The sequence below is a fragment of the Ensifer sp. R1-3 genome, from assembly GCF_056739175.1.
Genome location: NZ_CP096517.1, coordinates 1,170,350 through 1,183,382 on the forward strand (window position 1 = coordinate 1,170,350; position 13,033 = coordinate 1,183,382).

9 protein-coding genes and 1 pseudogene are annotated in these 13,033 nt (G+C 62.6%); 6 read left to right on the plus strand and 4 right to left on the minus strand.

Annotated features, from left to right (window positions below; translation table 11 throughout):
- Positions 1-110: 110 nt before the first annotated feature.
- Positions 111-957: pseudogene (locus M1D43_RS30550) on the plus strand (site-specific integrase).
- Positions 958-1,088: 131 nt separating this feature from the next.
- Here the strand turns inward: M1D43_RS30550 and M1D43_RS30555 are convergent.
- Positions 1,089-2,036 (minus strand): LysR substrate-binding domain-containing protein, encoded by a 948-nt coding sequence (locus M1D43_RS30555; protein ID WP_014528093.1) that lies wholly within the window; start codon positions 2,034-2,036, stop codon positions 1,089-1,091.
- Positions 2,037-2,162: 126 nt separating this feature from the next.
- On the opposite strand from M1D43_RS30555, the gene M1D43_RS30560 reads away from it, so the two are divergent.
- Both M1D43_RS30560 and M1D43_RS30565 read left to right on the plus strand, forming a co-directional pair.
- A complete protein-coding gene (locus M1D43_RS30560; protein ID WP_014528094.1) occupies positions 2,163-2,555 on the plus strand; it encodes a RidA family protein in 393 nt (130 codons plus the stop codon).
- Between the two features lies 1 nt (position 2,556).
- Entirely contained in the window at positions 2,557-3,669 is a 1,113-nt protein-coding gene (locus M1D43_RS30565) for an NADH:flavin oxidoreductase (protein WP_153444421.1), read from the plus strand.
- Between the two features lie 75 nt (positions 3,670-3,744).
- Here M1D43_RS30565 and M1D43_RS30570 read toward each other — a convergent pair whose 3' ends face one another.
- Positions 3,745-4,629, minus strand: a complete 885-nt coding sequence (locus M1D43_RS30570) for a LysR family transcriptional regulator (RefSeq protein WP_014528096.1) — start codon at positions 4,627-4,629, stop codon at positions 3,745-3,747.
- A 308-nt stretch (positions 4,630-4,937) separates the two neighbouring features.
- Between M1D43_RS30570 and M1D43_RS30575 the strand changes: the two genes are divergently transcribed.
- From M1D43_RS30575 to M1D43_RS30585, 3 genes are all read left to right on the plus strand, one after another.
- A complete protein-coding gene (locus tag M1D43_RS30575) occupies positions 4,938-7,376 on the plus strand; it encodes a penicillin-binding protein 1A (protein ID WP_192937455.1) in 2,439 nt (812 codons plus the stop codon).
- Between the two features lie 33 nt (positions 7,377-7,409).
- Positions 7,410-9,116 carry a peptidoglycan D,D-transpeptidase FtsI family protein gene (locus M1D43_RS30580; protein ID WP_498814648.1) on the plus strand — a complete coding sequence of 569 codons (1,707 nt, stop codon included), beginning with the start codon at positions 7,410-7,412 and terminating at the stop codon, positions 9,114-9,116.
- Positions 9,117-9,523: 407 nt separating this feature from the next.
- Positions 9,524-10,336 (plus strand): SH3 domain-containing protein, encoded by an 813-nt coding sequence (locus M1D43_RS30585; RefSeq protein WP_013845212.1) that lies wholly within the window; start codon positions 9,524-9,526, stop codon positions 10,334-10,336.
- 61 nt (positions 10,337-10,397) lie between these two features.
- On the opposite strand, the gene M1D43_RS30590 is transcribed toward M1D43_RS30585, so the two are convergent.
- Both M1D43_RS30590 and M1D43_RS30595 read right to left on the minus strand, forming a co-directional pair.
- The gene (locus M1D43_RS30590) at positions 10,398-10,985 is read right to left on the minus strand and encodes a DUF6969 family protein (RefSeq protein WP_192937454.1); all 588 of its coding nucleotides are present in this window, start codon (positions 10,983-10,985) and stop codon (positions 10,398-10,400) included.
- Positions 10,986-11,628: 643 nt separating this feature from the next.
- Positions 11,629-12,873, minus strand: coding sequence for a GGDEF domain-containing protein (locus M1D43_RS30595; RefSeq protein ID WP_014989481.1), 1,245 nt, complete (start codon positions 12,871-12,873; stop codon positions 11,629-11,631).
- Positions 12,874-13,033 lie beyond the last annotated feature (160 nt).

The window sequence follows — 13,033 nt, forward strand, 5'->3', positions numbered from 1 at the left end:
AGGCACCCTGCAAGACTGACGCCATTTGCGCGCTGCGGAAGGAAAGCGGGCCGGGAACATGATATGACGCCGGCCCACGATGATCTCTATGACGAAGACGGGCTGCCGCGATGACGATCGTGCCATCGACAGCCATTGCCAGCCGCGGCGCGGCGCTCGACGCCATACTGCCGTTCGACCGGCGCGACCAGCTCGCCGCGCTGCTGACCGACGACGACCTGGCGACCCTCAAGCACCTCGCCAGTGAGGGCATGGTCGAAAATACGCTCACGGAGCTCGGCTATCCAGGCCTGGTGCCGGCTCGCAACGGGAGCGCCCTCCCCCGGGGCTGCGCCGGAATCGCTGCCCCCGGAATTCGTTGCCCATCACCTGTGGCATCCGGTTAAGCGCAAGGAGGACCTTACCCACGGCATGCCGGCGGAGGTCCGCGGCCGGATTGCGTGCCCTGCGCCCGCACGCACCGGGGACGGTGCGCCGCCGGCTGACCACCTGGTCGATCCTCACCCGCTGGCGCGGCCTGACCGGCGCTTTCGGCGCGCCGTCGCTGGAATCCACCCTGCGGCTTGCCGTCCTCGCCAGCGCTCGGCCACGGCAGCGCAAGAGCCGGAAGGCAGTCACCGGCGACGTACTCGCAAAACTTCTCGAAGCCTGTGCCGGCGATCGGCTGGTTGACGTGCGTCATCGCGCGCTGATTTTGACCGCGTTTGCTTCTGGCGGGCGGCCTCGGTCCGAAGTTGCGGGATTGCGTGTAGATGACCTCGTTGACGACGATCCTGTACTTGACGACCCGGCCGGCTCATGGCCTAAGATCCGGCTATCTGACCGGGGCGGCAAACCTAAGTATCCCGCGGCGAGAAGCGATGCACCCGGTCACTGCATAAGTCAGTGACGCAGGCGGCGACCTATTACAACAATGCGGAACGCAAGCAAGGACGAGCGGCACGGTTGCTGATCTGACTGGCAGCGAACTACGATTGCAGGCGCTGTCGGCTGGCATGCCGGTCACGATGCCTGAGGTCCGTTAGAGCACTTCCAGGAAAGGGCGAAACGGTTTTCCGTGCGGATGGGCGTAGCTTCAACGCTCTACTCTAAGCGCGAGGCTGCGAAGCTGGCCGTGGGCCGAGTTGATGGACCGTGCCGCCGAACTGCGCCATCACCCAGTCGCGCAGCACGCGCGTCGCAGGCCGGTCCGCCATGCGCGGGCTGTAGACGAGATCGTAGCGGTCGCCTTCAAGCGATAACTCGAATGGTTGGACGAGGATGCCGGAGGCAAGCTCCTCCGCCACCAGCGTAAGGCTCAGCAGCCCGATCCCTTGCCCGGCCACCACGGCCTGGACCGCATGGATCTCGTCGGTGAAGGAAATACCCGCACTCGCGTCAATGTCCTCGACGCCGGCCCGTGCCAGCCATTGCCGCCACACAGGTGCGCGCGGATCGTCACGCCGTGCCGGACCCCAATCGAAATGGATGAGCGTCGCAAGCCGGAGATCAGCAGCGCTGGTCTGAGCGAGGCTCGGCGCGCAGACCGGCGCAAAGCGATCCGCAAAAAGCGGCTCCGTGACGAGGCCCGGATAGTTCCCACCACCGAAACGGATGGCGGCGTCCGCATCTGCCTCCAGATCGACGGCCCGGTTGGAGGCGTCGAGTCGCAACGTCCAATCGGGATACATCTCGCGAAACGAACCCGCGAGCGGCGCCAGCCGCTTCGCTACGAACGCGACGGTGGAAGTGAGCCGCGCCACCTGGCCTGCCTGCTGGCGGTGCACGTCTGCGATCGCCTGTTCGAAGCGATCCAAGCCCTCGCGCAGCACTGGAAACAGCGTCTTTCCCGCGGCGGTCAGATGCACCTGCCGCGTTGCGCGCTCGAAGAGCTTGACGTTCAGCATCTCCTCCAGCTGGCGGATCTGGTGGCTGACGGCGGTCGCGGAAACGTTGAGTTCCTCGGCAGCGTCCTTGAAGCTCAGCCGGCGGGCAGCAGCCTCGAAGACGCGCAATGCGCCAAGTGGCGGCAGCTTTCTCATCACTTCCCCACGCATGAGTACATCTCATCTATCGACTGAGAAATGTTCCTTTGTCAATGCACGAGGGGACCAACATATTGCCCTCGACAAGCAAGGCGACAGTGCCGAGCTGAGACAGACTCAAGCATGAAAGGACACCCCATGTTTCTCGAACAGGTCGTCACGAAGCCAGATCCTTATGCGCCGTTCCTGCTCTCGCAGGCAATCAAGGCTAACGGCTTCGTCTTCGTTTCGGGTCAGGCGGCGATCGGTGACAATGGCGAGATCGTCGGCGAAGGCGACTTCGATCGCCAGGCCGAGCAGGCTTTCGGCAATCTCGATCGCGCCCTGAAGGCCGCCGGTTCTGGGCTCGACAAAGTCGTCAAGGTCACGATCTTCCTGCGCTCCATGGAAAACTTCGCAAAGATCGTAGAGCTGCGCCGCAAGTGGTTCTCCGCGCCCTATCCCGCAGACAGCATCATCGAGGTTTCCTCGCTCTATTCGCCAAAAGCAATGATCGAGATCGAGGCGATTGCGCTCGACGGGAGCCACTGACATGAACGCACCGGCGATCATCCCCTCACCGGTCTTCACCGGTACCAGCCTCAAAGGTCTCGATTTCGCCAACCGCCTGTCGGTCGCGCCGATGACACGCATCAGCGCCTCGTGCGCTGGTGTGTCGGGCGAACGCATGGTGCGCTACTATCAGCGCTTCGCACGCGGCGGCTTCAGCCTGGTGACGAGCGAAGGCATCTACACCGACAAGGCCTATGCGCAGACCTATTCGCGTCAGCCTGGCCTGACCGACCGGGAACAGGCGGATGCCTGGCGCCGCGCCGTCGATGCGGTCCATGCGGCCGGCGGCAGCATCTTCGCACAACTCATGCATGGCGGCGCGCTGTCGCAGGGCAATCCTTATCGTTCCGACACAATCGGTCCCTCGGCGATCCGCCCGAAGGGCAGTCAGATGACCGGCTACCGCGGCGACGGTCCCTATGCCATGCCGCGCGAGATCAGCGAAGCAGAGATCGCCGCGGCGATTGAGGGCTTCGCCGGTGCGGCGCGCCTGGCGATCGAGGTCGCCGGATTCGACGGCATCGAGATCCACGGCGCCAACGGCTATCTCCTGGATCAGTTCTTCACAGACTACACCAACCATCGCCGGGACCGTTGGGGTGGCGACATCGTCGCTCGCTTCGGCCTGTCGCTCGAGGTGCTCAAGGCCGTGCGCGCGGCGATCGGCCCATCGGTGCCGCTCGGACTGCGTCTCTCTCAGGGGAAGGTCAACGACTTCCGGCACAAATGGGCAGAGCGGGAACAGGGCGCGGCGAAAGTATTCGAGGCACTGGCCGAGAGCCCGGCTGATTTCGCTCATGTGACGGAGTTCGAAGCATGGCGACCGGCCTTCGAAGGGGGCGAAATTTCTCTCGTGTCGCTTGCCCGCCGCCATGCGCCGCGTCTCTTCCTCATCGCCAATGGCAGCCTGCACGATCTTGCGCGCGCTGAACAGGTGATGGAATCAGGAGCGGACATGATCGCGCTGGGCCGCGGCGCGCTCGTCAATCCCGATTGGCCGCACCTCACAGCCGCCCGCAGCGCGTTGCGCCCGTTCGAACTTTCGATGCTCGCACCGATCAGCGACATCAAGGACAGCGAGCTCGCCCTTTAATATGAGGGCGCGGCGACCAGCTTGAAGGCAGAGATCGCGAGAGCAGGCGTGCCTACCTCGCCGCCACGCTGCCGCCTATAGCACGCCGGAAGGGTCGGGCAACTGTTGCTTCAGCCACGACTTGAACGCGATCATACCCCTGGTGAACTGGCGTGACTTCAGCCATGTCAGCCAGTAGTCACCCGCTGCAACCGTGATGTCGAAAGGCTGCACCAGACGCCCGCTCTCGAGATAATGCCCGAACATGGTTATCGGCAGAAGGGCTGCACCTGAGCCCCGGGCGGCCGCCTCTGCCAGCGCCAGCGAGGTATCGAAAACCATGCCGCGCAGGATTGGAGGCTGGGCTCCCGCTGCCCGGAACCATTGCGCCCACTCATCAGATCGGTACGAACGTAACAGCTCGATTCGAGCGAGGTCGACCGGTTCCTTCAGCCGAGCTGCAATCTGAGGCGAGCAGACTGGCGATAGCGGTGCGGCCGACAGGTGCATTGCGTCCGTGCCATGCCATGACCCGTCGCCGAACCGGATCGCGAAGTCGAGACCGTCGCCGGCCAGATCGACGCGGTTGTTATTGCTCAGGATGCGCAGGTCCAGGCTCGGATGTGCATCATGAAAATCCGGCAACCGCTCCATGAGCCACCCAATTGCAAAGGTGCCGACGACGCCAACGGTCACGACTTCGTGGAAATTTCCTTCCTCGAAACGGCTTAGGGTCGCGCACATGCGCTTGAATACATCGCTCATTACCGGGGCAAGCGCCGACCCCTCATCGGTGAGGGCAAGGCCCCTGGGCAGCCGGCGGAACAACTTGACGCCAAGCAGATCCTCGAGCGACTTCACTTGATGGCTGATTGCAGTCTGCGAAACCCGTAGCTCCAGTCCCGCACGGGTGAAGCTGCAGTGCCGCGCCGATGCCTCGAAGGCACGCAATGCATTGAGGGGCAGTTTTGGGAGTTCCATGGAATCAGTTTCGGTTAAGGCCAAATCTGATTCATGCCTAGCCGCAAGATTGCTCGTTTGTCGAGTGCTATCGCTTCTGCCATTCTCTCCGCAGTTCAAGGCACACAAGATCACGATGATCTTAGGCCGGGTCGACCTAAAATCATGAACGTGATCGATTCCAATAGGTTAGATCGGGCTTCGAGCAGAAAACCGCACACTTTCTTCATCCCGCTCTATGCATTCAATCACGACCTTCGCGGCATCTGCGACGGACGGCGCCTATTCCTGTGTCAAGTTTTTGTCTGGTCTGAACCATTGGTATCAGCATGAAGCTCATCGGTTATATCTTCGGCATCACCTCGGCTGCATTGCTGGGTATCTTCGGCATCGGTGCCGTTTATCTGTGGGAAGTCGCGAACGACCTGCCGGATCACCGCAAGCTTGCAGAATGGGAGCCGGCGCTCATGACGCGGTTTTACGCGTATGACGGAACGCCCATTGCCGAATACGCCAGGGAAAGGCGTCTGTATCTGCCCATCGCCGCGATCCCCGAGCGCGTGAAGGCAGCCTTTCTCTCGGCGGAAGACAAGAGCTTCTACTCCCATTCCGGAATTGATGTCCTGAGTGTCGTCAAGGCTGCCTGGTCCAATGCCGTGAACCTGGGTTCCGGCCAACGGTTGATCGGCGCCTCGACAATCACGCAACAACTTGCCAAGAACTTTCTGCTTTCTTCGGATCGCACCCTTCGACGAAAGATCAAGGAGGCGGTGCTTTCCATCCGCATCGAGCGCTCGCTCAGCAAAGACAGAATCCTCGAGCTCTATCTGAACGACATCTACCTGGGGCTCGGGGCCTACGGCATCGCCGCCGGTGCGCTGACCTATTTCGAAAAGTCCGTCAGCGAGCTGACCGTTGCCGAGGCAGCATATCTCGCTGCCCTGCCGAAGGGACCCAACAACTACAACCCGCACCGGCATCCCGAACGCGCGGTCAGCCGGCGCAACTGGGTGATTGGCCAGATGCAACGCAACGGCTTCGTTAGCGCCGCGCAGGCAAGCAACATGATGGCGAGACCTCTCGGGGTTAAGCCTCAGGCCAAAAACCCCGTCATGGCAGAGGCAAACTATTTCGTTGAGGAAGTGCGCCGGGAAGTCGCGGGGCAATATGGCGAGGCGGCTCTCTATGATGGGGGGCTTTCCGTGCGCACGACGCTTGACCCGACCCTTCAGGCGGCTGCGCTGATGGCGCTGCGCGCCGGCCTCGTCGACTACGACCAAGCGCGGGGTTTTCGGGGGCCGGTCGCGCATATCGACATTTCCGGAGACTGGGCGACGGCGTTGGCTAAGCACGAGACATTCACGGATATGAAGGAATGGCAGCTCGCCGTGGTGCTCTCCTGTTCCGATGCAGGTGTGGGCATCGGACTGCGCCGTGCAAAGCTTGGTCCCGAGCACTCGCCGACCAGCCCTGAAACGGGCCTTATCGGCAGAAATACCATGCGTTGGGCATTGAAGCTTGCTGCCGGAGGCAAGATTAGGCAGGTCGACTCCATCGACAAGGTCCTCTCGCCAGGGGACGTCATTTATGTCGAGAAGGTGGGAAACGGTTATCTCCTGCGCCAAATACCGGAAGTACAGGGCGCGATCGTGTCGATGGACCCGAATACAGGGCGCGTGCTGGCGAGCGTTGGCGGTTTTTCCTTTGCACAGTCACGCTTCAATCGTGCGACGCAGGCATCTCGCCAGCCCGGCTCAGCCTTCAAGCCGTTCGTTTACGCGGCCGCATTGGATACCGGCTACACCCCGGCGACGCTGGTCATGGACGCACCCTTTTCGATGCCGGACGGGGCGGGCCGTCTGTGGAAACCGAAGAACTACGATGGAAAATTCGGCGGTCCTTCCACTCTGCGCACAGGGCTTGAGATGAGCCGCAACCTGATGACGGTGCGCCTCGCCCGACATCTTGGCATGGACCTCGTTGCCGAATACGGCCGCGCCTTCGGCCTCTACGATAAGCTCGCTCCCTATCTGCCGATGTCGCTCGGAGCCGGCGAAACGACGCTGACGCGGCTCGTTTCGGCCTATGCGGTCCTCGCCAATGGCGGACACGCCGTGCAGCCCTCGATGATCGACCGCATCCAGGATCGTCACGGGCGTACGATCTTCCGTCACGACGATCGCGCCTGCGATCGATGCAACGCCACACGGTGGCTGCATCAGGAAGAGCCGGTGCTTCGCGACACCCGCAAGCAGGTGCTCGACCCAATGACGGCCTATCAGGTGACATCGATGCTGCGCGGCGTGGTCGAGCGTGGAACGGCGCACCGAGTGTCGCAGCTCGGCGTCCCCGTCGCCGGCAAGACCGGGACCACCAACGACGAGAAGGATGTCTGGTTCGTCGGCTACACCCCGACGCTCGTGACCGGCATCTTCATGGGCTACGACGCACCGAAGCCGATGGGCTATGGCGAAACGGGCGGCGGACTTGCGGCCCCGATCGTCATTGAGTTCATGAAGGTGGCGATGAGCGGCAGACCTGCCGTGGACTTTCCCGTTCCGCAAGGCTTGACCTTCGCGAGCGTAAACCGCCGCACGGGCAAGCGAGCCGCTTCAGGAGATCCCGGTTCGGCTGTCGAGGTATTCAAACCGGGAACCGGGCCGTGCTTGACGGAATGTCCCGTCATAGACGGGTTCGGAGCGGAGGGAGCCGAATTCCCTGCCGCGCTGCGCGAGCAGCTTCTGACCGCCCCCCACGGCCTCTATTGAGCCAATTGCCTCTTATCTCGTCGAGGGATCGAAATGAGGAAGCACGCCTTCGCCCTGCGGAGCAGGGCACGCAGCAGGCGGTTACGCATCGTCTGCATTATGGCAGCATTTGCGGCCATTTTCGCCGGCGCGTTCATACGACTTGTGCAACTCGGTATGAAGGAAGAGGCAGGCCGCGAAACCCGCCTCCCCTATGACAGGGCTCCAGGTGGACGACCCGCAATCGTCGACAGGAATGGGCAGTTGCTCGCGACCGACATTCCGATCGCGTCACTCTACATCGAGCCGCGATCGATTCCCGATCTGGACGAGGCGGTCGAGAAACTCACGGCGATCTTCCCGGAACTCAACGCGGGCGAACTCCACTCTCGCCTCCGTAGCAGAGACGCCTTCACATGGATCAAACGGCAGATACCTCCGGACAAGCAGCAGGCGGTCATCGATTCGGGACTGGCGGCGGTCGGCTTTCGGCCAGAAAATCAACGGCTCTATCCGAACGGCTCATTGGCTGCCCATATCCTTGGCGCCGTGGACATCGACAATTTCGGCATCGCCGGCATCGAAAAATGGATCGATGCAAACTGGCTTGCCGACCTACGCGGCGCCGGCCTTGCCCTTAAAGGGCGTGATCTCCAGCCGGTCGAGCTTTCAATCGATCTGCGCGTTCAGTACGCCATGGAGCAGGAACTCGGTAAAGCCGTCACGAAATTCGGAGCTGCTGCGGGTGCCGGGCTCCTCCTCGACGTCACGAATGGCGAAATACTGGCGCTCGCCTCCTATCCGGCCTTTGACCCGAACAATCCCGTGGATGCCTTCAAGCCCGACCGGATAAATCGCGTTACCGCCGGCGTTTTCGAGATGGGATCGACCTTCAAGGCTCTGACGACCGCAATGGCGCTGGAGTCGGGCCGGTTCGATCTCGAATCCGTCGTGGATGCAAGCAGACCTTTGAGCTTTGGCCGGCAACGCATCCATGACTATCGCGGGAAATATAGGCCGCTCACCGTTCCCGAAGCTTTCATTCACTCCTCGAACATCGTCATGGCGAAAATGGCAATGACGCTCGGCCCCGAAGCGTTGCGGACTTTTCTCGGACGTTTCGGCGTTCTGTCTCAGCTTGCGACCGAGCTGCCGGAGAGCGCCGCACCGCTGCGGCCATCCTCTTGGAGCGAGGTGACCACGGCAACGGTTTCCTTCGGCCACGGGATCGCCGTCACGCCACTGCAAGCCAGCATGGCCGTCGCCGCTCTGGCGAACGGCGGAAGGCTGATCAGGCCCACCTTCATAAAAGACAGTCCCGTGTCCGAACGGACCATAGCGGAGAGTCTCTTGTCTGCGAACACCAGTGAGGCGATACGCCACCTCCTACGCCTCAACGCCGCCGTCGGCTCAGCCACGAAGGCCGATGTCCCAGGCTACGTAATCGGCGGCAAGACCGGCACGGCGGAAAAGGTGGTCCAGGGCCGCTATTCCAAGGTTCTCAACGTGACGTCCTTCATGGGCATCGTACCGGCGGACAATCCCAGGTACCTGCTGCTCACCCTCCTGGACGAGCCCCGTGGCCTGGCGGAAACCTATGGCAACCGCACCTCCGGGTGGAATGCCGTGCCGCTCGGCGGCGCCCTCTTGCATCGCATCCTCCCAATGCTCCTCAAGCCCGTTTTTCCATCCCCTTCAAGTGCCGAAGCCGTTCCCGTCGCGACGGGAGAACCGTCCGTAGATGATTCGTCAAGCGACTGACATGTGAATGCTCGCGGGACGGTCGTCGCTTGGATGATCCTCATTCAATTGCGGCTGGGTTTCGTGCCCGCCCTTACTGTTTGGTGTGACGCGCATTTTACCGACGTCCCGTGGATGCTCCCTGGCAGGCTCGGCGCGCTCAGAGCCCATTTCTGCCAGGCACAGGCGCTGAAGAGACTCGAAGCGTCCGTCGTCAAGCTCATCGGCTTCATGCGGGGGGGTCGCGGCCCCAGCGTTCAAGCTGCGTTCATGCAAAAGGCGCTATAAACCATTAAAAGACAAGAGGATTGTGGCCGCCTGACACAAGCCGGCAGGCGCTCCGACGATGCCCGGGAACCGGAAAAAACCCGAAGCAAATCAAATTCCGGATGTGGTGGCACCATGCATGCCTCCAGGGAGTTGAAAACATGAAATCCACGCTTTTGAAAATTGTCACGACCGGGCTGCTCGTGCTTGCTCCGGCCATCGCTCAGGCGGCAGAAGGCTTCGCGACGGCGAACGTCAATATGCGCGCGGGCCCAAGCACAGCATATCCGGCGGTCACCGTGATTCCGGCCGGCGAATCCATTGAAATCTACGGCTGTCTTGCCGACGTGCCATGGTGCGACGTGGAGTTCTACGACGGTCGTGGCTGGGTGCATGGACGGTATATCCAAGCACTTTATCAACAGCGCCGCATTTCGGTCGGGCCTCGATACTATCGCCCGCTCGGTATTCCCGTCGTTGTCTTCAGCTTCGGCAGCTATTGGGATCGCCACTACCGTGACCGCGATTTTTATCGCGACCGCGACCGCTGGCGCCGCGGACCAGACTTCTATCGCAGCCCGGATCGCCGTGCGGAACCTTACCGGCCGCCCGGCCGCAGACCTGGTTTCGAGCCGCGGCCGGCTCCGCGCCCGGAATTCGACCGGAGATTGGAGCGGAGTCCCGATTTTAGCCGCACCCCTGAAAGACGCCGGGACTTTGACGATCGTCCGGACCGCCTACCCGGTCTCGATCGCGCGCCCAGCCGCAGGCCGAATGTCGACACGCAGCCGGACTCCGACCGTGAACTGCGCAACCGCGGAGATCGCAACCGCCAGAACTTCGAACGTCGGGGTGACAATGGCGATCGCGTCATCCGCCGCGGCGACGACAATCGTAACCGCGGTGGTGACAGTGACCGTCGCAGACCGCAGCGACCAGTCTGCCAACCGGGCGAACCGGGCTGCCCGAACTAATGCGGCCCGGGAGCGGTTGAAATGCCGCCACCGCGCGTCGGCCGCAAGGGGTCGGGTACACCTATCGATCTGAGAGCTTGAGTTCCGAAGTGACCTCCAGCGCACGGTCCTGGCGCGCTTCGACGCTTTCGGGCTGACGGTGTGCCAGCAAGGTGCGGTCACGCTCGCGGATCAGTTCGGTTATTTGCTGCTCGTAGGCGGTGAAAATTGCCGTCAGCCAACGGTTCACGAGATAAGACGGCCGCGGCATCTGCACGTCGAAGCGCGGCAAAAGAGCGATGGTGCCTTCCGCGCCGAGCCAGTCATCGCCGACCACCCACTGGTTCACCGTGAAAAGCCGCAGAAGGCGCCCGTAAGCGTCAACCCCCACAGCCGCGAGATGGTGGATCGGCCCTTGCGAGCCTTGCGGCCGTAGGAAGCAGTGGAAATGGCCGTGCTCCTCTGCCCCCTCTTCGGCCGGGTGGCAGTGATAGAACCACTGCGCGCCGCTCGTCGGGTCGAACACATCGCCGGTCGGGTAGTGGTCCCAGGCCTTGATTTCAGCCGTGTCGCGAAAGGTCTCGCTGAGCACGTTGAGGCCGCCCTTGGCGAGCAAGGTTTCGCAGTAGGCGATCTCGCGGCGCGCGAGTTCTACGGCTTCCTCAGCCATTTCCCTGTACCGGCAAGGGAGCGGGCGGCGGAGGCGGCGGAAGCTTCTTCCCCTCGGTCGGCAGGGGAGCCGGCGGCGGCGGAGGCGCGAGCTTGGGTGCCACTGCCGTTGAGGGCGCTCCGGCGGCACAAGGCATAGAGGGCATTGGCGCGGGCGGTGGAGGTGGTGCTGCGAGCGGAGCGCCGGCGGCGCACGGCGCGGCAGCGGAGCACGGGGCACCTGCGGCACAGGGTGCTGCCCCTCCTGCCGAACCGGAGGTCGCTGCTGGCTGGGCGCGCGGAACGGGATGATTGTGGTGATCGACTGCCACAGCGGCGGTCGCCGCCGCCAGCGCTGCACCGAAAAGAAGCGTGTTCCTTGTCGTCATTTCTTCTTGAACCCGTCGAGACCGAAAAGCGGGCGCATCCAGATGCCAACGAATGAATGGCCGGCCCGCGATCGCGTAACTTTTGGAAAATTCTTTCTGTTCAGCGGGATCCGCACGAATGAGATTCTGCTCTCAGCCCCACTTTGTCCGATCTCTGGACCGGCCCGGCGACAACAAAGGCCCAGCGCCCTGTGCGTTGCGCGCCGCGCGCCTCGTCCCGGCACCTGCATACCGGCGTCAAAGCGGACCTTTCCTAATCCCGCTCTCGTCGCGCCGCTATACGGTCGGCAGATCGGGCTGGTAGAGCACCACGCGATTGCGGCCCGCTTGTTTGGCCAGGTAGAGTGCCGCGTCGGCCTGGTTCTGAAGCTTCTCCGGCGCAACGATCTCTTCACCCGGCGCCTGCGCCGCTACGCCAATGCTGAGGGTGACGTAAGGCGCTACACGGGATGCGGGGTTCGGGAGGGAGGCGGCTTCGACGCTTGCCCTGATACGTTCAGCCGTCGCCACCGCAGCTTCTTCATTGGCGCCCGGAAGCACTACGAGAAATTCCTCACCGCCGTAGCGGGCTACATGGTCGCGGTTTCGCCTGACGCTGCTCTGAATGATCCCGGCAACTTTCACCAGGCATCGGTCACCCTCGGCGTGACCAAGACGATCGTTCAGGCTCTTGAAGTCATCGATATCGCACATCAGCATGGCGGTACCCGGCCGCCGCTCCGCGCCTGAGCTCCAGAGACGATTGAGCGTCTCCATCATCCAGCGCCTGTTGGCGATCCCGGTCAGGGGATCAGTTTTGGCGAGGCGCTCGAGGCGGGCATTGGCGTCGGCAAGCTCCGCCACCCGCCGCATGTCGCGAAGCTCGAGAAGGAAGGTCTTCTGGGCGAGGATCGTTATCGTACGTCGGGCAACGACGGTCGCGATAATCCCGCTGGCGAAAAACAGCGTCCCAGCGACCGCACTGCCCCTCTCCAGGCCCGGATTCTGCAACTGAAAGATCAGGTAAAGGCCGAGCGCGAAAGAGGCGACGGTCATCGTCCAGGCCAGAGGAATTGCAAAAATGATGATGGCCGTGATGGCGACGAACAGCATGATGTTCAAGTGCCGTTCATAGAACTCGCCACCCGCGCTCACGCCAACCAGCGCAACCGACAGGAGGATGAGGAACAAGCCTGCAAGCAAAGACACTCTTTGCAGCCAGACGCCGCGCGGCTTTCGCCAGATGAAGGCGGTGGCCAGAGCCGCGGGCGGGAGAAGGCAGGCCGGCGGAAGCATGGACAGCGCGACCGCCTTCGGCAGCAAGATCGCGTTGAGACCCAGCGTCAGTACGTCCAGCAAGGTCACCCATATCATCCACGCGCGAATGATCTTGGCCGTCCGCGACCACGAACGCTCCTGGAACAGGCGACCGAGCTCACCCCTGAGACGGATGTCACGCGTGCGGCCCGCGAGAAGGCGCTCCACTTCGGCCATGACAGCCGGGCTGCGCGGCTGATACCGCACCTGCGGGGAGGCGCTCATGCGACTGGCAGCAACTGCACTTTCCTGAAGTTCCATCCTTGCCCATCTAGGGGAGCACCTCCTGCTGGCAAGATCACCGGCGGATGAACTCGCGAGTTGCATTTCATATGGCAAATCGTGGCAGTGGTCGCCGCGAGCATTGGAAGACGTGGCGGCTACG

Bases quoted from the DNA above. Each gene is read 5' to 3' on its own strand.
- M1D43_RS30555 (WP_014528093.1), bottom strand. From the start codon at position 2,036: ATGCGTGGGGAAGTGATGAGAAAGCTGCCGCCACTTGGCGCATTGCGC.
- M1D43_RS30560 (WP_014528094.1), top strand. From the start codon at position 2,163: ATGTTTCTCGAACAGGTCGTCACGAAGCCAGATCCTTATGCGCCGTTC.
- M1D43_RS30565 (WP_153444421.1), top strand. From the start codon at position 2,557: ATGAACGCACCGGCGATCATCCCCTCACCGGTCTTCACCGGTACCAGC.
- M1D43_RS30570 (WP_014528096.1), bottom strand. From the start codon at position 4,629: ATGGAACTCCCAAAACTGCCCCTCAATGCATTGCGTGCCTTCGAGGCA.
- M1D43_RS30575 (WP_192937455.1), top strand. From the start codon at position 4,938: ATGAAGCTCATCGGTTATATCTTCGGCATCACCTCGGCTGCATTGCTG.
- M1D43_RS30580 (WP_498814648.1), top strand. From the start codon at position 7,410: ATGAGGAAGCACGCCTTCGCCCTGCGGAGCAGGGCACGCAGCAGGCGG.
- M1D43_RS30585 (WP_013845212.1), top strand. From the start codon at position 9,524: ATGAAATCCACGCTTTTGAAAATTGTCACGACCGGGCTGCTCGTGCTT.
- M1D43_RS30590 (WP_192937454.1), bottom strand. From the start codon at position 10,985: ATGGCTGAGGAAGCCGTAGAACTCGCGCGCCGCGAGATCGCCTACTGC.
- M1D43_RS30595 (WP_014989481.1), bottom strand. From the start codon at position 12,873: ATGAGCGCCTCCCCGCAGGTGCGGTATCAGCCGCGCAGCCCGGCTGTC.